The sequence below is a fragment of the Roseococcus sp. SDR genome (assembly GCF_019083995.1).
Classification (GTDB): domain Bacteria; phylum Pseudomonadota; class Alphaproteobacteria; order Acetobacterales; family Acetobacteraceae; genus Roseococcus.
In genome coordinates this window covers 123,015-142,815 of sequence record NZ_JAHRCU010000006.1, presented here as the reverse complement: position 1 = coordinate 142,815, position 19,801 = coordinate 123,015, and the positions used below count along the sequence as shown (strand labels likewise).

The following is a 19,801-nucleotide window of genomic DNA, read 5'->3' as shown; positions in this document are numbered from 1 at the left end:
CGCGAGACAGCGCCGTGTCAGGTTGCGTGGGGCGGCTCACAGGGCGGCGCCGTCGGTTTCGCCGGTGCGGATGCGCAGCGCACGGTCGAGGTCGAGGACGAAGATCTTGCCGTCACCGATCTTGCCGGTGCGGGCGGCGCCGGCGATCGCCTCGACCACGGCATCCGCCAGTTCGGCCGCCACGGCGACTTCGATCTTGAGCTTCGGCAGGAAGCTCACCTGGTATTCGGCGCCGCGGTAGATCTCGGTCTGGCCCTTCTGCCGCCCGAACCCCTTCACCTCCGTCACTGTCAGCCCCTGGACGCCGAGCGGGGTGAGCGCGTCGCGCACCTCGTCCAGCTTGAAGGGCTTGATGATCGCCATCACGAGCTTCATCCGCCTGCCTTTCATGCAAAAATCCGCCGGCCCGAGCCCGGCTCCGGCTTTGCCATCCAAGAGTCGTGCCAGCAGCGAAACCCTTGTGCTTCCAAGCCTTGCGGGCGGCGTTGCCCAAATTGCGGGCAATTCTGCGGGCGCGAAGGCGAGTCTTTTGGCCCTCCCGGGCCCCCCTCTCTCTTGCAGCCGGCCGGAATGGCCTAAGCTCTGGGCCATGAACCTGATCGCCGCCCCTGACCTGATCTCAACCCCGAGCCTGGAGGTTGCCGTCGCCATCATCGGCGCGGGGCCGGTGGGGGCCACGCTGGCCGCGGCACTCGCCGCGCGGGGGGTGCCGGTGGCGGTGGTGGATGCGGCGCCGCTGCCGCCGATGGAACTCGCCGGCTTCGACGGGCGGGCCTATGCCATCGCGCTGGCCTCCAAGCGGCTGCTGGAGCGGGCGGGCATCTGGGAGCGGTTGCCGGGCGCGCCCTGCCCGATCGAGGGCATCAAGGTGGCCGATGGCCGGGTGGGGGAGGCGCCCTCCTCGCTCGATCTCGATTTCGAGGCGTCAGAGGTGGCCGACGAGCCCTTCGGCTGGATGGTGGAGGCTCGCGCGCTGCGGGTCGCGCTCAATGCCCGCCTGCCGCATCTGGCGCATCTGCAGGCCTTCGCGCCGATGACGGCCAAGGTGACGCGCGATGCGGAGGGCGCCACCGTGACGCTGGCCGATGGGCGGGTGATCCGCGCGGCGCTGGTGGTGGGCGCCGAGGGGCGGGGCAGCCCGCTCCGGCAGCAGGCCGGCATCGGCACGGCGCGGCATGATTACGGGCAGATCGGCCTGGTCGGCGCCTTCGCGCATGAGAAGCCGCACCACAACCGCGCGCTTGAGCTGTTCCTGCCCGCCGGCCCCTTCGCGCAGCTGCCGCTGACGACGCTCGGCAGCTACGGGACGGGCACGCTGCCGCATGCCTCGAGCTTCGTCTGGACCGAGCGGCGGGGCGTGGCGCAGCGCATGCTGGCGCTCTCCGACGCGGATTTCGCGCGTGAACTGCGCCGGCGCATCGGCGACCATCTGGGCGCGATCGAGCCCATCGGCCGGCGCTGGCACTACCCGCTGACGGCGATGCACGCCACGCGCTACGTGGCCGAGCGCCTGGCGCTGGTGGGCGATGCGGCGCATGGCATGCACCCCATCGCGGGGCAGGGGCTGAACATCGGCTTCCGGGACGTGGCGGCGCTGACGGATCTCGTGTCCGAAGCCCATGCGGCGGGTGAGGATGTGGGCAGTGCGGCGCTGCTGGCGCGCTACCAGGCGAAGCGGCGGCCGGATGCGCTGATGATGATCGGTGCCACGCATGTGCTGGAGAAGCTGTTCGGCAATGATATCGGGCCCGTGCGTTGGGCACGGCGGCTCGGCATCGCGGCGGTGGACCGGATTCCCGGGCTGAAGCGCGCCTTTGCCCGTCAGGCGATGGGCCTGCCGCTGCGCGGCTGATTGACAGGCGCGCTCCGCGCCGTGTCCCCTCGCGCGAAACGCGCGAGGACCCGCCCCATGGACGATCACGACCAGACGAAGAAGCCCTTCAGGCTGCGCAGCCAGCGCTGGTTCGATGACCCCGGCGATCCGGGCATGACGGCGCTCTACTCCGAGCGGCAGCTGAATTTCGGCATGACCTTCGATGAGCTGCAATCGGGCCGGCCCATCATCGGCATCAGCCAGACGGGCAGCGACATCGCGCCCTGCAACCGCCACCACACCATCCTCGCCCAGCGCATCAAGGAAGGCATCCGCGATGCCGGCGGCGTGCCGCTGGAATTCCCGGTCCATCCCATCCAGGAGACGCTGAAGCGGCCGACGGCGGCGCTGGACCGCAACCTGCAATACCTCTCCCTGGTCGAAGTGCTGCACGGCTATCCGCTGGATGGCGTGGTGCTCACCATCGGCTGCGACAAGACGCCGGGTGCGGGGCTGATGGCGGCCGCCACGATGAACATCCCCGCACTCGCCTTCTCCGGCGGGCCGATGCTGGATGGCTGGCACAAGGGCAGGCTCGTGGGTTCCGGCACGGTGGTCTGGGAGGCGCGGCGCATGCTGGCGGCGGGCGAGATCGACTATCGCCAGTTCATGGAGATGGTGGCGGCCAGCAGCACCTCCTGGGGGCATTGCTCCACCATGGGCACGGCGCTCTCGATGAATTCGCTGGTGGAGGCCGTGGGCATGAGCCTGACCGGCTGCGCCGCCATTCCCGGCCCGCATCGCGAGCGCGCGCAGATGGCCTATTGGTCCGGCCGGCGCATCGTGGAGATGGTGCGCGAGGAGCTGACGCCCGCGAAGATCATGACGCAGAAGGCCTTCGAGAATGCGGTGGCGGTGGCGAGCGCCATCGGCGCCAGCTCCAACTGCCCGCCGCACATGATCGCCATCGCGCGGCACATGGGCGTGGAGCACAGCCTGGAGGATTGGCAGCGCGTGGGTGCCGACATCCCGCTGCTGGTGGATTGCCAGCCGGCCGGGCGCTTCCTGGGCGAGGCGTTTCACCGCGCGGGCGGCGTGCCGGCGGTGATGCGCGAATTGCTGGAGGCCGGGCGGCTGCATGGCGATGTGATGACGGCCACCGGCAAGACGGTGGCGGAGAACCTGGCAGCGATCCCGCTCTCACCGGATCGCGAGGTGATCCGCGCCTATGGCAAGCCGATGAAGGAGCAGGCGGGCTACCTGGTGCTGACGGGCAACATCTTCGACAACGCCGTCATCAAGGTCAGCGTCATCGATGCCGAATTCCGCCGGCGCTTCTTCTCGGACGACCCCGACGTGTTCGAAGGCAAGGTCGCGGTCTTCGAGGGGCCGGAGGACTACCACGCGCGCATCGAGGACCCGGCGCTGGGCATTGACGAGAAGACCGTGCTGGTGATCCGCAATTGCGGGCCGGTGGGTTATCCGGGCTCGGCCGAGGTGGTGAACATGCAGCCGCCGGCGGCGCTGATCAAAGCCGGGATCCGGGCGCTGCCCACCATGGGCGATGGGCGGCAGAGCGGCACCTCCGGCTCACCCTCCATCCTGAACGTCTCGCCCGAGGCGGCGGTGGGCGGGGGGCTGGCGCTGCTGCGCCATGGCGACCCGATCCGCATTGATCTCAAGACGCGGCGCGTGGATGTGCTGATCCCGGAGGCGGAGCTGGCCGCGCGCCGCGCCGCCTGGACGCCGCCCGCGCTGGTGAACAAGACGCCGTGGGAGGAGATCTACCGCAATTCGGTGGGCCAGCTCGGCAATGGCGCCTGCCTGGAGGCGGCGACGCTGTATCTCAACATCCTGGAGACCAGGGGCGAGAGCCGGCACAATCACTGAATGGGTGGGGGGCTTCTCGGGGGAGTGGTGGAGCTGAGGGGAATCTAATTGCCCTTCCATGGCGGTTCACATCGATCCAGGGATACATCATAAACTACTGCTTTTATGATAAAAAAATGTCAGGTCGCTTCATGGTGGTTCAGGCCGGTTCAATAGGACTTGGGGGTAGCCTTGGGGGTAGCGTATAACGGCGGCAGTTCGGTGGAGGCTTCCCCCTATGCCCCGTTTGACGGTTCCCGAGTTGCGCGCTGCCCGGCATTCCGGCCGCGTGACCGAGGGCGGCAAGAAGCGCCCGGAGCGCGTCCCCGACGGTGATGGGCTCTATCTCCAGATCACCCCTGAAGGGGCCAAGTCATGGCTCTTTCGCTTCTCCTTTGCCGGCAAAGCGCGGGAGATGGGGTTGGGCTCGGTCGCACTGACGGATGACCGGCGAGGGCTGACGCTGGCGAACGCGCGACGAGAGGTGGCCCGGCTGGCTCTTGCGGTGCGGGAAGGCCGTGACCCCATCCATGAACGCGATGCGCGCCGCGCCGAGGCAATCGCGGCGGTGGAGGCCGAGGTGAAGGAGGCCAAGCAGAAGGGGCGCACCTTCCGCGACGTCGCCGAGATCGTTCTCACCAAGGTCGAGCGGGAGCGGACGAACGCGAAGCACCAGTACCAGTGGCGCCAGAGCCTGGAGAGCTACGCCTTCCCTCTGATAGGAGACATGCCGGTGGCCGACGTCACGGTAGCTGACGTGCTTCGCGTGCTGACGCCCATATGGGAGAGCAAGACCGAGACGGCCCAGCGCCTTCGCGGCCGTATTGAGCGGGTTCTGACGGTCGCTGCGGCGATGGGGTTACGCCCACGCGACCAGAACCCAGCGGTATGGCGCGGCAACCTGAAGGAGATCCTGCCCGCGCCATCCCGCGTGGCCACGGTCCAGCACCAACCGGCCCTCGACATGGCCGAGGTCCCCGCCTTCCTGAAGGCATTACGCGCCCGAGAGGGCGTGGCCGCGCTGTCACTGGAGTTCTGCATCCTGACGGCGGCCCGCTCGGGTGAGGTCCGCGGTGCGCGCTGGGCCGAGATGAATCTGGCCGATGAGGTTTGGGAGGTGCCTGCGGATCGCATGAAGGCGCGCAAGCCGCATCGGGTCCCGCTGACGGCAGCTGCTTTGGCGGTCCTGAAGGAGGTCGAACCTTTGCGCCAGACCGCCACGCCCGAGGCCCTGGTGTTCCCCGGCTCCCGGGAGGGTAAGGCGCTGTCAGACATGACGTTGGCGGCGGTCATCAAGCGCATGAACGGGAAGAGCGACCCGCCGGCGTGGCGTGATAAGGCGGGCAACGCGGTGGTGCCGCATGGCTTCCGCGCCGCCTTCAAGCAATGGGCGCTTGTACAGGGATGGGCGGACCACCTGAGCGAGATGGCCCTGGCCCACCAAGACGCGAACAAGGTGCGTGCGGCCTATGCCCGTGAGGATCTTTTGGCCGAACGGCGGCCTATGATGGAGGCTTGGGCACGCTTCTGTACCGCGTCTGCCGGCCAGGCGGTGGTGGTCCCTCTTCGGACGGCCAAAGGCTGACGACCAGCGCCCTAGTTGGTCGTGACCTTGCCCTGAATGCTCTTGTCCACGACAGCGGCCTAATCTCCATTCGCCTGGGCGTGGGAATATGTAGCCGCTGACGCCGTTACCTCTCTGTCCGCGTTTGTCTCCCATGGCATCGAGGCTTCTCTTGCCATACCGAGGCCACGCCGGCAGATGCCCGCATCCGGCTAGTCCCTTTACGATTCCTTGATGCGCAGCCCCCGGCTTCCGCATCGTTTCCTCACCGCGCCCGACGCCATGGTCTTCCCCTCTTCCAGGGGATTTCCATGCTTGACTTCCTTCTCCTCCTCGCCGGCTTGGCCGGCTTTGGCGCGCTGGCGCTCTATGTCCGGGCCTGCGGGCGCGTCTGACCATGGCGCTGGAACTCTGGCTGGGCGGCGCCGTCGCCCTGTGCCTTCTCGGCTACCTTCTCTGGGCCCTACTGCGGCCCGAAAGCCTCTGACATGACCATGATCGGATGGGCGCAGATCGCCCTCGTGCTGGGCTGCGCGTTGGTGCTGGCCGTTCCCATCGGGGCTTGGCTTGCCGCCATGGCCCAAGGGCGACTTGGGCCGCTCGCCCGGCTGGATACGGCAGTCTTGCGGGTCGCCGGCGTGGACGCCGCGCGCGGCCAGGCTTGGCAGAGCTATCTCCTGGCGATGCTGGCCTTCAACGCTGCCGGCTTCGTCCTGCTCTACGCGCTGCTGCGGCTGCAGGACGTGCTGCCGCTGAACCCGCAGAGCTTCGACGGGATTCCGCCTTACCTTGCCTTCAACACGGCCCTTTCCTTCGTGACCAACACCAACTGGCAGGCTTATTCGGGTGAGGTGGCCATGTCGCATCTCAGCCAGATGGCGGGCCTAACGGTCCAGAACTTCCTTTCGGCGGCGACCGGCATCGCGCTGGCCTTCGCCGTTATCCGTGCCTTCGCCGCCGGTGGTGTGACGCAGCTGGGAAACTTCTGGGCGGACCTGACCCGCGTCACCCTCTTCCTGCTGCTGCCCGGCGCTGTCCTGGCCGCCTTCGCCTTCATCGCCATGGGCGTGCCACAGACGCTGGAAGCGAGCGTCACCGCCACGACGCTCGAGGGCGGGGAGCAGGTGATCCCGCTCGGCCCCGTGGGCTTCCAGCTCGCGATCAAGCATCTCGGCACCAATGGCGGCGGCTTCTTCGGCGTGAACTCGCTGCACCCCTTCGAGGGGCCGAGCGCCCTCGCCACCAGCCTGCAGATCATCCTGCAGGTGGTGATCCCCTTCGGCCTCTGCCTCGCCTTCGGCCGCATGGTGGGCGATGCGCAGCAAGGACGCGCGCTGCTCGCCGTCATGCTCGGCTTCGTGCTGGCCGCGACGCTCGCCATCTACGCGGCCGAGGCGGCGGGCAACCCTCTGCATATCGCAGCCGGCGTCTCCCCCACGCAGGGCAACATGGAGGGCAAGGACGTCCGCTTCGGCCTCGCTCTCGCCGCCCTCTTCACCGCCACCACCACGGGGGCGAGCTGCGGCGCGGTGAATGCGATGCTGGACAGCTTCACGCCGCTCGGCGGCCTTGTCCCCCTCTTCCTCATCCAGCTGGGCGAGGTGCTGCCCGGCGGCGTTGGTTCCGGCCTTTACGGCATGCTGGTCTTCGCCCTGCTGGCGGTCTTCGTGGCCGGGCTGATGGTGGGGCGCACGCCGGAATATCTCGGCAAGAAGGTGCAGGCGCGCGAGGTGAAGCTCGCCATGCTCGCCGTGCTGGTGCTGCCCGCCGCGATCCTCGGCCTCGCCGGCCTCTCGCTGGTGCTGGAGGTGGGCACCGCCTCGCTCCAGGATGCCGGGCCGCATGGCCTGACGGAGATGCTCTACGCCTTCACCTCGGCCGCGGGGAATAATGGCTCGGCCTTTGGCGGGCTGACGGCGGATACGCCCTGGCTCAACACCACGCTGGGCTTCGCCATGCTGGCCGGGCGCTTCGGCTTCGTCATCCCGGTGCTTGCCATCGCCGGGAGCCTGGCCGCCAAGCCGCGCGCGCCGGAAGGTGCGGGCACCCTGCCCACGCATGGCCCGCTCTTCGCCGGGCTGCTGGCCGGCGTCATCCTCATCCTGGGCGGGTTGCAATACCTGCCCGCCCTCGCCCTCGGCCCCATCGCGGAGCATGTCGCGATGCTCGCCGGGCAGAGCTTCTGAAAGCCATCCTGATGCAAAGCCAGATCGCGTTGTTCGACGGCGCCATCCTCCGCCGCGCGGCGCTCGACGCCGTGCTGAAGCTCAACCCGCGCCATCTGGTGCGCAACCCGGTCATCTTCGTGACGGAGGTGGTCTCCATCCTCGTCACGCTGCTGGCCCTGCGCGATGCCGTGCTGGGCCAGCCCTTCGCCTTCCAGGCGGCGGTGGCGGCCTGGCTCTGGCTCACCGTGCTGTTCGCCACCTTCGCCGAGGCGGTGGCGGAGGGCCGCGGCAAGGCCCGCGCCGCCTCGCTGCGCGCCGCGCGCGGCGAGACCATGGCCCGCTACGTCCCGATGCCGGAGGACCCCACCCTCACCCTCCCCCGCGCGGCGGCCGAGCTGAAGCGCGGCGACCATGTACTGGTGGAGGCGGGTGAGATCATCCCCTCGGATGGCGAGATCATCCAGGGCATCGCCAGCGTGAACGAGAGCGCCGTGACGGGCGAGAGCGCGCCCGTCATCCGCGAGGCCGGCGGCGACCGCAGTGCCGTCACCGGCGGCACGCTGGTGGTGAGCGACCGCATCCTGGTCCGCATCACGGCCGAGCCGGGCGGCACCTTCCTCGACCGCATGATCGCGATGGTGGAAGGCGCTGCGCGCCAGAAGACGCCGAACGAGATCGCGCTCGACATCCTGCTGGCCGGGATGACGCTCATCTTCCTGATCGCCGTGGTCACGCTGGTGGGCTTCGCCAGCTACAGCGGCGCCGCGCCGTCCGTGGTCGTGCTGGCGGCCCTTCTGGTCACGCTGATCCCGACCACCATCGGCGGGCTGCTCTCCGCCATCGGCATCGCGGGGATGGACCGCCTGGTGCGCTTCAACGTGCTCGCCACCTCGGGCCGCGCGGTGGAGGCGGCGGGCGATGTGGATGTGCTGCTGCTGGACAAGACCGGCACCATCACCTTTGGCAACCGCCAGGCTGCCGCCTTCCTGCCCGCCCCGGGCGTGACAGAGGCCGAACTCGCCGAGGCCGCCGTGCTGGCGAGCCTGGCCGACGAGACGCCCGAGGGGCGCAGCATCCTCGCCTTCGCGCGCGAGCATTTCGGCATCACGGCCAGCATGCCCGAGGGTGCCCGCGCCGTCCCCTTTACCGCGCAGACGCGCATTTCGGGGATGGACCTGGATGGCGGCGCCTATCGCAAGGGCGCCGTGGACAGCCTGGCCGCGGCGCTCAACGTCGCCATCCCGCCCGAGTTGGCAGCCGGCATGGACCGCATCGCGCGCACTGGCGCCACGCCGCTGGCCGTGGCGAAGGATGGCCGCATCCTCGGCGCGATCGAGCTGAAGGACATCGTGAAACCCGGCATGCGCGAGCGCTTCGCCGAGCTGCGCCGCATGGGCATCCGCACCGTGATGGTGACGGGCGACAACCGCCTCACCGCCGCAGCCATCGCGGTGGAGGCCGGCGTGGACGACTTCCTGGCCGAGGCAAAGCCCCAGCAGAAGCTCGACTATATCCGCGCGCAGCAGGCGGAGGGCCGCCTCGTCGCCATGGCGGGCGACGGCACGAATGACGCGCCGGCCCTGGCCCAGGCCGATGTGGGGCTGGCCATGCAGACCGGCACCCAGGCCGCGCGCGAGGCCGGCAACATGGTGGATCTGGACAGCGACCCCACCAAGCTCATCGAGGTGGTGGAGATCGGCAAGCAGTTGCTCATCACGCGCGGCGCGCTCACCACCTTCTCCATCGCCAATGACGTGGCGAAGTACTTCGCCATCCTGCCCGCGATCTTCGTCGCGACCTATCCGGGCCTTGGCGCACTGAACGTGATGGGCCTCACCAGCCCGCAAAGCGCCATCCTCTCGGCGGTGATCTTCAACGCGCTCATCATCGTGGCGCTGGTGCCGCTGGCGCTGCGCGGCGTGGGCTATGCGCCCATCGGCGCGGCCGCGCTGCTGCGGCGGAACCTGCTGGTCTACGGGCTGGGCGGCCTCATCGCGCCCTTCCTGGGCATCAAGATCATCGACGTCCTTCTCACCCTCATCGGAGTGGCCTGAGCCATGTTGCGCCCGCTTCTCTCCCTCCTGCTCGGCGGTACCTTGCTGCTGGGCATGGCCGTGCCCGTCGGCGTCACCGCGCTGGCCGGGCTGGTCCTGCCCGAGCAGGCCGGTGGCAGCCTGATACGGCGCGAGGGTCAGGTCATCGGCTCCGCGCTGGTGGGCCAGGACTTCCAGGGCGACCGCTGGTTCCAGGGCCGCCCCTCCGCCACTAGCGCCGCGCCCTACGATGCGAGTTCCTCCGCTGCCTCGCAGCTTGGCCCGACCAGTGCCGCGCTGCTGGAGGCGATCACCACGCGCCTCGTCGGCGCCCGCGACGTGCCCGCCGATGCGGTGACGGCCAGCGGCTCCGGCCTTGACCCCCATATCAGCGTCGAGAATGCGCGGGAGCAGATCCCGCGTGTCGCCGCGGCGCGGAACCTGCCTGCGGAGCGGATCTTTGCGATCCTGGAGCGGTCCATCGAGGGCCGTGAGCTCGGCCTCCTGGGCGAGCCGCGCGTGAACGTCCTGCGCCTCAACCTGGCGCTGGAGGCTGTGCGGTGAAGGCATTTTCCATGTTGCGCCAGCTCACCTTCGGCATCGCCCTGCTGGCGGCCGTCCCGGCGCAGGCTCAGCTCCGTCTCGGTGAGACAGGGCTCTCCCTGACCGGCACCGGAACGGTCGCGACGGACTACCTGTTTCGCGGCATCAGCCAGACGCGATCACGCCCCGCCTCTCAGATCTCCAATCTGGAGCTGTCCCATGAGAGTGGCCTCTATGTCGGCGCCTTCCTCTCGAATGTCAGCTTCGCTGGGACCAATGCGCGGCAGGAGATCGACATCTTCGGCGGGTATCGGTTCGCGGTGGCCGGGTTCAACCTCGATCTCTACGGCATCTGGTACACCTACCCCGGCTACGCCCCCGCACCCGGCCAATTTGGGCTGAACTACGCTGAGGGCGCGCTGAAGGTGACGCGGGAGATCGGCTCAGTGACGCTCATGGCGACTGGTGCTGCGTCCCCCAACTTCTTCGGCTCTTCCGGGACAGGCATCTATCTTGAGGCCGGGGCGGATTGGCGCACGGGCCTTCTCGACCTGACGGCTGGCGCGCGGGTCGGCCACCAGTGGGTCGAGCGGAACATACGCTTCGGTGCGCCAGACTACACCTGGTGGGCACTGACCCTGGCCCGGGACTTCGCGATCGCCGGCATCGGAACGGTGACCGCCAGCATCGGCTACTATCAGACGTCCATCAGCCGCCAGGATTGCGCGCCCATCAATGGCCGTGGCCAGGACATCTGCGGGGCGCGTGCCCTGGCCGCCCTCTCGTTCAAGTTCTGACCATGGCCGATGCCCTCCGGCGGCGGCATCCGCCCCTGGCGCCGGAGGGGGCCGCCTTGACGCCCCCCTTACGCCAGAGCGGGGCCTTGCCGATCGCGCGCTTGCGCGGGCTTGGCGCATATCCCGCTCCTCCCCGAGACGCAGGCCCTGGGCCTGCAAGGACCCATGGAAGACCCGATCCGGTTTCAACACCTTCTCATTGCCCTCGCGCCGGCGCTCGCGCTGCTCTGGCTCTGGGGCCTGGCGCGCGTGCTGCGCGACCTGCGGCGGCGCGAGGCGCCCGGGGCCGATCTCTCGCGCTGCGGCCTGCCCAACCGGCCGCTCTCCCCGCCGCCCCTTCTGCGCTGGCTGGCCCGGCCACGCAGCCTGCCGCCGCACGGGCTGCTCCTGCGATGACCAAGCGCACCGGCCTGAGCCCGCAGTCCGCGCGCGAGGTCTGGGCGCTGGTCCTGATCCTGCTGATGGCATGGTGCGGCCTGGTCTGGACCATGCATGGCCTCGCCGCGCTCTCGGCTGGGCAGGCTCTGGCCGTCGGCCTCGCGGGGGGCGTCGCCATCCTCGCGGCGGGCGCGGCCTGCGCCTGGCGCTGGCGCCGTCGCTGACGTGCGGCCTGCCCTGGACTACCCTCGCCCGTGATGAGCCAGGCTGAGCCCGCACGCCCTGACCCCGACGCCCTCGCGGAACTCGCCGCGCGGGAGGGGCGCGGCCGGCTCAAGGTCTTCCTCGGCGCCGCCCCCGGCGTCGGCAAGACCATGGAGATGCTCATCGAGGGCCGCCGCCTTCTGGCCGCGGGGCGCGACGTGGTGATCGGTCTGGTCGAAACCCATGGCCGCGCCGAGACCGAGGCCGCCATCGCCCCCCTGCCCCGCCAGCCGCTCAAGGCCATCGCCTATCGCGGCCGGGTCCTGCACGAATTTGACCTCGACGCCGCTCTCGCACGCCGCCCCGCCATCCTGCTGCTGGACGAGCTCGCGCACAGCAACGCGCCCGGCAGCCGCCACGCCAAGAGATGGCAGGATGTGGAGGAGCTGCGCGACGGCGGCATCGAGGTCTGGACCACGATGAACGTTCAGCACCTGGAGAGCAGTGCCGAGGCCGTGGCGCGCGTCACCGGGGTGCGCGTGGCCGAGACGGTGCCCGATGCTGTGCTGAAGGGCGCCGATGCCGTGGAGCTGGTGGACATCCCGCCCGCCGAGCTCCTCGAACGCATGCGTGCCGGCAAGATCTATCGTCCCGAACAGGCGGAGCGCGCGCTGCGCGGCTTCTTCAAGGAGGGCGCCCTGGCGGCGTTGCGCGAACTGGCGCTCCGCCGCACGGCCGACCGCGTGGATGCCGACGTCACCTCCTGGATGCGGCGCAACGCGGTGGCTGGCCCCTGGCCGGTGGGGGATCGCGTGCTCGCGCTCATTCCCGGCGGCGCCGCGGCCGAACCGGTGCTGCACCAGGCCCGACGCTTGGCCGATGCGCTGCACGCGCCCCTGCTGGCCCTGCATGTGGAGCAGCCGGGCCAGGCCGAAGATCCCGGCCCCGGCATCGCCCTCGCGCAGCAGCTGGGCGCCGAGACCGAGGTGACGACGGCGACCGACCTGCCCGCCGCCATCATCGCCCATGCGCGCGCGCGTCGTGCCACCCACATCATCCTCGGCCGCGGCGCGCCGGTCTGGTGGCGGCGCATGCTGGGGCGCCGGCTGATTGCCTCGCTCGCCCGCCAGGCGCCGGAATTCACGCTGCATGTGGTGCCGAGCCCGGCCGCCGCGCGCGCCCCAGCGCCGCCCCGCGCCTGGCCGGGCTGGACCGCCTGGCTTGTGGTGCCGCTGCTGGTGGGCGGCGCGACGCTGGCCTGCGCCCTGCTGGATGGCATGGTCCCAGACGCCGCCTTCGGCATGGTCTATCTCGCCGCCATCGTCGCCATCGCCGCCACGGTGGGGCCGCTCCAAGCGGGAGCCGGCGCGGTGTTGGCCTTTCTCGCCTGGAACTTTCTTTTTCTGCCGCCGCGCTACACGCTGACCATCGCCTCCGCCCAGGATGTGCTGGGCGCGGTGGTGTTCGGCGCGGTGGCCGCCCTGCTGGCCGGAACCACTGGCCGGCTTGGCCGGAATGTGCGTTCGGCCGCGCTGCGCCTGGCCGCCTTGCGGCGCCTGACCGCGCTCTCGCGCCGGCTGAACGCCCAAGCCTCGATGCCGGAGCTGCAAATGGCGGTTGTGGAGGAAGCGGCGCGCATCGCCGGCGGCCCCGCCTGCCTGCTGCTGCCGCTGGACGAGGCGTTGGAAGCGAGCCTGCCCGGGCAATTCGCGCGCGAGGCAGCCCTGCCGGCCGAGCCCGTGCCGCGCGCCGCGTACCCGGCCGATGCGGCGCCCGATGACGGCGCCATGGCCGCCGCGCGCTGGGCCCTGGCCCGTGGCCGCCCCGCCGGGCGCGGAACCGCGACCCTGCCGACCAGCGCCTGGCGCTTCCTGCCACTGACGGCCCTGCGCGAGGGTGAAGTCGTCACACTCGGCCTGCTCGGCCTGCGCCCCGGAGCCGAAGTGCCGGACCCCGAGGCCGACCGCGCCCTCGAAGCCCTGCTGGACCAGGCCGCCGTGGCGCTGGAGCGCGCGCGCCTCGCCGACATTGCCGCGAATGCCCGTGCGCGCGGCCAGACGGAGGCGCTGCGCACCGCGCTGCTGACCAGCCTGGGGCATGATTTGCGGACGCCGCTCACCACCATCCGCGGGGCCGCCGAGACGCTGCGCAGCGCGGGCCCTGCCTTGAACGAGGCCACCCGCGCCGATCTCCTCTCCAGCATCGAGGAAGAAGCCACGCGCCTCGCGCGCTGGATGTCCGCCATCCTCGACATTGTGCGACTGGAGACCGGCCAGGTGACGCCTCGCCGCGAGCCGGTGGATCTGGCCGAGGCGATGCAAGCGGCGGCCGAGCGTGCCGCGCTGACGTATCCCGAGCGGGAGATTCAGCGTGACCTGCGCGCGGGTCTGCCGCACCCACGGCTTGATCCGGCGCTGCTGGACCGGGTGCTGGAGAACGTGCTGGACAATGCGTTGAAGTATTCGGCGCCGACGGGCGGGGTGCGCCTTTCAGCGGTGCGCGAGGGAGCGGAGGTGATGTTGCGCGTGGAGGATGACGGCCCTGGGATCCCGCCCGAGGATCTGCCGCGCATCTTTGACCCCTTCTTTCGCGCCGCCCGCGCGGACAGCATCGCGGCCGGCTCCGGTCTCGGACTCTCCATCTGCCGCGGGCTGGTGGCGGCGATGGGGGGGCGCATCACGGCCGAGAGCCCCATCGCCGCCGGACGCGGCACGCGCATCACGCTGCGCTTCCCCGCATGACGGTGGCCCCCCTTTCCGTCCTGGTGGTGGATGACGAACCGCAGATCCATCGCTTCCTCGGCCCGGCGCTGGAAGCGGCGGGCTATGCACCGCTGCGGGCCGAGACGGCCCGCGAAGGGCTGCGTCTGGCCGCCGCGCGCGGCCCGGCCTGTGTGCTGCTCGACCTCGGCCTGCCCGACATGGACGGCAAGGAGGCGCTGGCGCGATTGCGCGCCTTCAGCCAGGTGCCGGTCATCGTGGTGAGCGCGCGCGACCGCGAGGCGGAGAAGGTGGCGGCCCTGGATGCCGGTGCCGATGACTATGTCGAGAAACCCTTCGGCCTGGCCGAACTGCTGGCCCGGCTCCGGGCGGCGACGCGACGGGCCTTGCTGGTGGAGGCGCCGGTACCGCTGGTCACGGCCGGCCCGTTGGAGGTGGATCTGGAACGACGGCGCGCACGTGTCTTGGGGCAGGAAATGGCCCTCACGCCTCGGGAATGGGAGTTGCTCGCCGCGCTTGCGCGCAATCTTGGCCGTGTCGTCACCCAGCGCCGCCTGCTGGGCGAGATCTGGGGGCCAGCGCATGTCGAGGACAGTCAGTACCTGCGGGTCTATGTGGGACAGCTTCGTGCAAAGCTTGGCCCAGCCGCGAGGCTCCTGCGAACGGAGCCGGGGGTGGGCTACCGCCTGTTGGAGGCAGACGGGTGAACGCGGCAGCAGGGTGGGATGCTCCCGCCGTATTCTCGGGAGATCCGGATCACAAAGGGTCCCTAAGCCTATGGCCTGGAGACGGATTTCGAGATGCGGGGACGCGCAGACAGCTTGATTTGCTGTTGGTCGCTTAGGGCGCGGCCACGACCCGATCGACCCGACTGGTGCCTCGCCGGATCAGGCCCCAGGAACATCCGATGCCCCCGCTATTGAAGTCGGGCTTGGATGGCACTTCGAAGAAGAAGGTACGAGAGCCGCGCCAAACCCGTTCGTTTATCGCCCTGGCGCTCCGGCTTCTCCTAAGGCTGCAGCCTCGATGCGCTGGAACTCCGCCATCAACCGCGCCAGCCGTGCGACGAACTGGGCGTTCGCAGCCTTCATGTCCGCGGCCAAGGGCGCTCTTCCGTCGGGCAGGACGGCAATCCGCCAGGAACGGTCCTCGTCCTGCTCAACCCACCCGCGGCGGCGAAATCCCTCCAACTTCCGGCGCACCGTCTCGCGTGGGATCCCGGTGACCTCGGCCAATCGCTGCGCATTTGTCCAGCCTGGGCCTGTGGGGCGGCCATTGTATGTCAGCGCCCCGGCATCGCCTGAGCTGCGCGCCCCCCGCAGCTTCTCCGCCAGCGGGCCGAGGCCAAAAGCCGCCAGCAGCAGCGCATCCTCAAGGTCACTGAAATGGGCCCGCAGATCGGCCATGTGCCCCACGAAGAAGACCGACCAGGCGAGGTGGTATTCGGCGAAACGCTCGGCATAGGCGCGCCGGAACTCTTCCTCCGGTGACGGGGGAGCCTCTCGGGCAGGGGCGGTACGTCGCGTCTTGCGGGCTTCCCTCGGATGTGCCCAAAATGGGCACCCTCATTCTTGCGGCCCTGTCATCCAGGCGGCAAGCCGGTCGCTGTCACGGGGAGAGACAAGAAAATGACCGTCGAGATCAGCTTGGCCGGCCAAGTCGCCATTGTCACCGGGGCGGGAGCTGGCATCGGCCGCGCCTCAGCTGAGACGCTGGCGCGCGCGGGAGCGCGCGTCATCGTCAGCGACCGTGACGCGGCGACCGCAGAGGCGACGGCGGCCGGCATCCGCAACGCGGGCGGCGAAGCCCTGGGCCTGGCCTGCGACGTGACGGAAGAGGCGGCGCTATCGGCCCTGGTGCAGGCGGCTGTCACGCGCTTCGGGCGGCTCGACATCCTGGTGAACAATGCCGGCGGCGGCGGGCCCAAGCCCTTCGACATGCCCATGGCCGATTTCGAATGGGCCTATCGCCTCAATGTCTACTCGGTCTTCCGCCTCTGCCAGCTGGCCGCGCCGCACATGCAGGCCGTCGGCGGCGGCGCCATCGTGAACATCTCCTCCATGGCGGGTGAGAACACCAACAAGCGCATGGCCTCCTACGCCTCCTCCAAGGCGGCTGCGAACCACCTCACGCGCAACATCGCCTTCGACCTCGGCCCCATGGGCATCCGCGTGAATGCCATCGCCCCGGGCGCCATCAAGACGCAGGCGCTGGCCAGCGTGCTGACGCCCGAGATCGAGGCCGCGATGCTGAAGCACACGCCGCTCGGCCGCCTGGGTGCGGCGGAGGACATCGCAAACGCGGCGCTCTTCCTTTGCTCTCCGCTTGCCACCTGGGTCAGCGGCCAGGTGCTCACCGTCAGCGGCGGTGGCGTGCAGGAACTGGACTGAAAGAGGAGACACCCATCATGGCCTATGATTCGCTTGCCGCCTTCCGCATGGACGGCCACGCCGCCATCGTCACCGGGGGCGCGCAGAACATCGGTGCCGGCATCGCCCGCGCCTTCGCTGGCGCGGGTGCGCGCGTGATGATCGCCGACCTCGACGGCGCGAAGGCCGCCGCTACCGCCGCCAACATCGCCGCGGAGACCGGCCGGGACGTGCGCGGCATGGCCTGCGACGTGACGCGGGAGGCCGAGATCCAGGCCCTGGTTGCCGCCACTGTGGCGGCCTTCGGCGGCCTCTCCACGCTGGTCAACAACGTCGGCTGGGGTGGCGTGAACCCCGACCCGCTGGCGGTGACCGAGGCGCAGATGCTGGACAGCTACAAGCTGAACACCATCAGCGCCTATCGGATGACAGCCGCCTGCGTGCCGCATTTGTTGCAGGCGAAGAACCCGGCGGTGATCAATTCCGGCAGCTTCTCCTCCGCCGTGCCGGCCTATGACATCCTGGCCTATGCCACGGCCAAGGCGGCGCTGAACCAGATGATGGTGAGCCTGGCGCATGCGCTGGCCAAGAAGGTGCGCGTGAATTCCGTGTTGATCGGCACCGTCATCACCGCGGGCTATGCCTCGGCCGGCATCGATGCCGCGACGCAGGAGCGCATGATGCACCCCGACACGCTGACCGGCCGCCCGGGCACGCCCGAGGATGTGGCGAACGCCATGCTCTGGCTCGCCTCGCCCGCCGGCGGCTGGATCAGCGGGCAGACCATCAACGTGCATGGCGGCGGCAGCGTGGTGCGCCTCTTCGGGCATTGAGGCGGGCGCTTCTCCTCCTCGCGCTGCTGGCACTGGCCACGCCCGCGCGGGCGCAGATGGGGGGCAATGCCACGGGCCTGGGCGGCCCCGGCACGGCGGACCTGCCGGCGCTGGCGGAGGGCTCGACCATCGCGGCCGTGCGGGTCGAAGGTGCCGATGGTGCGCCCGTGGCGGCCGCGACCGAGGCCGCCGCGCGCCGCGCCTTCGGCTTGGCACCCGGCGCCGGGTTCGAGGCGATCCTGGCCGAGGCGGCGCTGGGCCGGGTGCGCGCGCTGCCGGGCCAGGGCGGCGCCACCTATCGCGTCGAAGGCGGCGGACGCAGCCTGACCATCGTCCTGCGCCTCGCCCCCGGTGCGGCCGGGCCGTCCGGCATCCTCGCCGCGCAAGGCATCCGCGCCTTCCCGACCATCTGGCGGGATGAGCGCAGCCTCGTCACCTTCATCGCCAATGGCGGCCTGGGCGCCTTCAGCGATGGCAGCCCCTGGTTCGGCCGGCCGGCGGTCTTCACGCGCGGCAGCCCGCTCGTGCTGAACCCGCCCCTGGGCGCGGGCACGGGCGCGCGGACGGGCTGGGGCGAGGCTTATGCGGAATACGGCATCGGCGGCGCGGCGCAGCTGCGGGACAGCTCCTTCTACCTCTACGGCGCCGTCAGCGGCCTTGGCGCCATTACCGCCGGGCGCGACATCTTCCGCGATGACACCCGGTCCACCAACGAACTCAACCGCGCCTATGCCGGCGTGATCTACGCGCCCACCGAGAACGACCTGCGCGTGAACGCCTCCTTCGGCAAGCAGCCCTTCACGCTGGAGGACGGCTTCCTCATCGCGCGTTTCACGCAGCGGCTGAATGCGGGCTGGCTGCCCGGCGTCTATCTCTCGCCCCGCACCGCGGCCGACCTCGCAGGGCTGGTGACGGCCCGCGCCGGCAACTGGGTGTTCCATGGCTTCTGGCTGGAGCCCAACCGGACGGAGGACATCCTCTCCCGCACGCAGATGCTGGGCGGCAGCCTGCGCTGGAACTTCGACGCGCACAGCCATGCGGCGGCAAACATCATCTACGTGCCGCAATCCAACACCGGCTATGCGGTGCCGAACGGCCTCTCCCCTGGCGGGCGCGAGGGGCTGGTGACGCTCGCCGCGCGCGGCCGGTGGGCGGACCCGGCGGTGCTGCCGGGACTCTGGGTCGAGGGCGCGCTGGCGCATCAGTCCAACACGAATTTCCCGATGTCGGCCTGGGGTGGCTATGGGCAGGTGGGGTTCCTGGCGCGCGACCTGCCCTGGCAACCGAGCCTGTCCTACCGCTACGCCGCCTTCAGCGGCGACAATCCCGGCACCACGCGCTACGAGCGTTTCGACACGCTCTATTCCGGCGGCCTCGACGAATGGCTCCAGGGCATCACCATGGGCAAGCTGCTGACTCAGTCTAACCGCGCGGTGCACCGGGTCCGGCTCAATGTCAGCCCGCGCGAGGGCACAAACCTCACGCTCGACTGGTATCTGAACCGCGCGATGGAGCTGAACAACCTCGGCGCAAATCCGCGCCTCGCGCAGCTCAGCTCACGCGATCTCGGGCAGGAATGGCAGGCGGTGCTGCGCATGCCGCTCAACGAAAAGCTCTACTTCCTCGGCGTCGCCGGCCTCGCCCAGCCCGGCGACGCGATACGCGCCGCGGGCGGGGGAGCCACCAACTGGACCACGCTCCAGGCGCAGTTGTTCTGGACATTCTGAGCTACGAGGCGGATTGGTGATGGTGCCGCGAAGCAGCCACCGCGGTGATCGCCGTCGCCTGCCCTCTTCGGCCCTGCGCTGGAGACGCTGGGCTATGCGCAGCTGTGGGCCGAGACCGCGCGCGAGAGCCAGCGCCTACCCGCTGCGCGCCCCCCCGCATGTGTGTTGCTGGACCTCCGCCTAACCAACATCGATGGTAACGAGGCGTTGGCCAGGCTGCCGGTCTGAGTGTTGTTTTCCTATGGGAGGCGCAGGTGGCGCGCTCCCTGCCGTAAGCCCCGCGCCCAGACCCCTTCGCCACCATACCGGACGTGTGCCCGCTCGCGTTCGGCAAAACGCGGTCGCCTCACCTTCTCGGGACCGTCGGCCTCCCGAATCCAGCATCGCTTCAAGCCATCCGATAGAAGCCCCATGCTTGGCCCGTGCCACTCGCCGAGGTTCAGGAGGCGGCAGTAGCCGCGCCGCATCCAGTTATCGTGCTGCACCTGGCCGTAGTGGGGGCAGTCACGGCAAAACCCACCCCAGGGGATGCCCTTGTGAGAGGCACCCTGGGGGTTTGCCGGCTTCGCCAGCCACTTCTTATCGAGGAAGGTTACCGGCAGGCGCGGGCGCCACAACTGGACGCGGGGCGGCCCAAAGAGCCAGTCACCCTTCGCTCCTCTTCGTCGTCCTCGTGCCACCTTTGGTCTCCTGGCTACGCTGTGAACAAGCCCGGTAACGGTTACGGTCGCAAAGCCGAATGTCCGGGGGAAATTGCCGAACAGCTGGATGGAGCATCCGCCC

General features: G+C 69.9%; 17 protein-coding genes. 15 read left to right on the top strand and 2 right to left on the bottom strand.

Translation table 11 applies throughout. The annotated features are described in order from the left end of the window. Window positions 1-36: 36 nt before the first annotated feature. Window positions 37-375 (bottom strand): P-II family nitrogen regulator, encoded by a 339-nt coding sequence (locus KTR66_RS08900; protein ID WP_213612225.1) that lies wholly within the window; start codon window positions 373-375, stop codon window positions 37-39. A gap of 214 nt (window positions 376-589) precedes the next feature. Between KTR66_RS08900 and KTR66_RS08895 the strand changes: the two genes are divergently transcribed. From KTR66_RS08895 to KTR66_RS08840, 12 genes are all read left to right on the top strand, one after another. Continuing rightward, window positions 590-1,852 (top strand): UbiH/UbiF/VisC/COQ6 family ubiquinone biosynthesis hydroxylase, encoded by a 1,263-nt coding sequence (locus KTR66_RS08895; protein ID WP_213612224.1) that lies wholly within the window; start codon window positions 590-592, stop codon window positions 1,850-1,852. A 57-nt stretch (window positions 1,853-1,909) separates the two neighbouring features. Then, complete coding sequence (locus KTR66_RS08890) at window positions 1,910-3,703, top strand: IlvD/Edd family dehydratase (RefSeq protein ID WP_213612223.1); 1,794 nt, start codon at window positions 1,910-1,912, stop codon at window positions 3,701-3,703. 217 nt (window positions 3,704-3,920) lie between these two features. Then, window positions 3,921-5,267, top strand: a complete 1,347-nt coding sequence (locus KTR66_RS08885; protein WP_213612222.1) for a site-specific integrase — start codon at window positions 3,921-3,923, stop codon at window positions 5,265-5,267. A gap of 376 nt (window positions 5,268-5,643) precedes the next feature. Next, window positions 5,644-5,733: a K(+)-transporting ATPase subunit F gene (kdpF, locus tag KTR66_RS25270; RefSeq protein ID WP_213612221.1), complete on the top strand. Its 90-nt coding sequence runs from the start codon at window positions 5,644-5,646 to the stop codon at window positions 5,731-5,733. 1 nt (window position 5,734) lies between these two features. Further along, entirely contained in the window at window positions 5,735-7,432 is a 1,698-nt protein-coding gene (kdpA, locus tag KTR66_RS08875; RefSeq protein WP_213612220.1) for a potassium-transporting ATPase subunit KdpA, read from the top strand. 11 nt (window positions 7,433-7,443) lie between these two features. Next, window positions 7,444-9,468, top strand: coding sequence for a potassium-transporting ATPase subunit KdpB (kdpB, locus tag KTR66_RS08870; protein WP_213612219.1), 2,025 nt, complete (start codon window positions 7,444-7,446; stop codon window positions 9,466-9,468). A gap of 3 nt (window positions 9,469-9,471) precedes the next feature. Next, a complete protein-coding gene (gene kdpC / locus KTR66_RS08865) occupies window positions 9,472-10,011 on the top strand; it encodes a potassium-transporting ATPase subunit KdpC (RefSeq protein WP_213612218.1) in 540 nt (179 codons plus the stop codon). 11 nt (window positions 10,012-10,022) lie between these two features. After that, window positions 10,023-10,787 (top strand): TorF family putative porin, encoded by a 765-nt coding sequence (locus tag KTR66_RS08860; protein WP_213612217.1) that lies wholly within the window; start codon window positions 10,023-10,025, stop codon window positions 10,785-10,787. Window positions 10,788-10,952: 165 nt separating this feature from the next. Next, window positions 10,953-11,183 (top strand): hypothetical protein, encoded by a 231-nt coding sequence (locus KTR66_RS08855; protein ID WP_213612216.1) that lies wholly within the window; start codon window positions 10,953-10,955, stop codon window positions 11,181-11,183. Then, a complete protein-coding gene (locus KTR66_RS08850) occupies window positions 11,180-11,389 on the top strand; it encodes a hypothetical protein (RefSeq protein WP_213612215.1) in 210 nt (69 codons plus the stop codon). Before KTR66_RS08855 ends, KTR66_RS08850 begins: the two co-directional genes overlap by 4 nt. Window positions 11,390-11,422: 33 nt before the next feature. Further along, entirely contained in the window at window positions 11,423-14,110 is a 2,688-nt protein-coding gene (locus KTR66_RS08845; RefSeq protein ID WP_213612214.1) for a sensor histidine kinase KdpD, read from the top strand. Then, window positions 14,107-14,796 carry a response regulator gene (locus tag KTR66_RS08840; protein WP_213612213.1) on the top strand — a complete coding sequence of 230 codons (690 nt, stop codon included), beginning with the start codon at window positions 14,107-14,109 and terminating at the stop codon, window positions 14,794-14,796. The genes KTR66_RS08845 and KTR66_RS08840 overlap by 4 nt, the downstream gene beginning before the upstream one ends. 276 nt (window positions 14,797-15,072) lie before the next feature. Here KTR66_RS08840 and KTR66_RS08835 read toward each other — a convergent pair whose 3' ends face one another. Beyond that, the gene (locus KTR66_RS08835; protein WP_213612212.1) at window positions 15,073-15,495 is read right to left on the bottom strand and encodes a helix-turn-helix domain-containing protein; all 423 of its coding nucleotides are present in this window, start codon (window positions 15,493-15,495) and stop codon (window positions 15,073-15,075) included. A gap of 222 nt (window positions 15,496-15,717) precedes the next feature. On the opposite strand from KTR66_RS08835, the gene hdhA reads away from it, so the two are divergent. Genes hdhA through KTR66_RS08820 form a run of 3 tightly spaced genes read left to right on the top strand, consistent with a single transcriptional unit; the run spans window position 15,718 to window position 19,018 of the window. Next, window positions 15,718-16,479 (top strand): 7-alpha-hydroxysteroid dehydrogenase, encoded by a 762-nt coding sequence (hdhA, locus tag KTR66_RS08830; RefSeq protein ID WP_213612211.1) that lies wholly within the window; start codon window positions 15,718-15,720, stop codon window positions 16,477-16,479. Window positions 16,480-16,496: 17 nt separating this feature from the next. Next, window positions 16,497-17,291, top strand: a complete 795-nt coding sequence (locus tag KTR66_RS08825) for an SDR family oxidoreductase (RefSeq protein WP_213612210.1) — start codon at window positions 16,497-16,499, stop codon at window positions 17,289-17,291. Beyond that, window positions 17,288-19,018 (top strand): alginate export family protein, encoded by a 1,731-nt coding sequence (locus tag KTR66_RS08820; protein ID WP_213612209.1) that lies wholly within the window; start codon window positions 17,288-17,290, stop codon window positions 19,016-19,018. The genes KTR66_RS08825 and KTR66_RS08820 overlap by 4 nt, the downstream gene beginning before the upstream one ends. The last annotated feature ends 783 nt before the right edge of the window (window positions 19,019-19,801 follow it).

Coding starts and splice junctions, on each gene's coding strand:
- KTR66_RS08900 (WP_213612225.1), bottom strand. CDS start 375: ATGAAGCTCGTGATGGCGATCATCAAGCCCTTCAAGCTGGACGAGGTG.
- KTR66_RS08895 (WP_213612224.1), top strand. CDS start 590: ATGAACCTGATCGCCGCCCCTGACCTGATCTCAACCCCGAGCCTGGAG.
- KTR66_RS08890 (WP_213612223.1), top strand. CDS start 1,910: ATGGACGATCACGACCAGACGAAGAAGCCCTTCAGGCTGCGCAGCCAG.
- KTR66_RS08885 (WP_213612222.1), top strand. CDS start 3,921: ATGCCCCGTTTGACGGTTCCCGAGTTGCGCGCTGCCCGGCATTCCGGC.
- kdpF (WP_213612221.1), top strand. CDS start 5,644: ATGGCGCTGGAACTCTGGCTGGGCGGCGCCGTCGCCCTGTGCCTTCTC.
- kdpA (WP_213612220.1), top strand. CDS start 5,735: ATGACCATGATCGGATGGGCGCAGATCGCCCTCGTGCTGGGCTGCGCG.
- kdpB (WP_213612219.1), top strand. CDS start 7,444: ATGCAAAGCCAGATCGCGTTGTTCGACGGCGCCATCCTCCGCCGCGCG.
- kdpC (WP_213612218.1), top strand. CDS start 9,472: ATGTTGCGCCCGCTTCTCTCCCTCCTGCTCGGCGGTACCTTGCTGCTG.
- KTR66_RS08860 (WP_213612217.1), top strand. CDS start 10,023: ATGTTGCGCCAGCTCACCTTCGGCATCGCCCTGCTGGCGGCCGTCCCG.
- KTR66_RS08855 (WP_213612216.1), top strand. CDS start 10,953: ATGGAAGACCCGATCCGGTTTCAACACCTTCTCATTGCCCTCGCGCCG.
- KTR66_RS08850 (WP_213612215.1), top strand. CDS start 11,180: ATGACCAAGCGCACCGGCCTGAGCCCGCAGTCCGCGCGCGAGGTCTGG.
- KTR66_RS08845 (WP_213612214.1), top strand. CDS start 11,423: ATGAGCCAGGCTGAGCCCGCACGCCCTGACCCCGACGCCCTCGCGGAA.
- KTR66_RS08840 (WP_213612213.1), top strand. CDS start 14,107: ATGACGGTGGCCCCCCTTTCCGTCCTGGTGGTGGATGACGAACCGCAG.
- KTR66_RS08835 (WP_213612212.1), bottom strand. CDS start 15,495: ATGGCCGATCTGCGGGCCCATTTCAGTGACCTTGAGGATGCGCTGCTG.
- hdhA (WP_213612211.1), top strand. CDS start 15,718: ATGACCGTCGAGATCAGCTTGGCCGGCCAAGTCGCCATTGTCACCGGG.
- KTR66_RS08825 (WP_213612210.1), top strand. CDS start 16,497: ATGGCCTATGATTCGCTTGCCGCCTTCCGCATGGACGGCCACGCCGCC.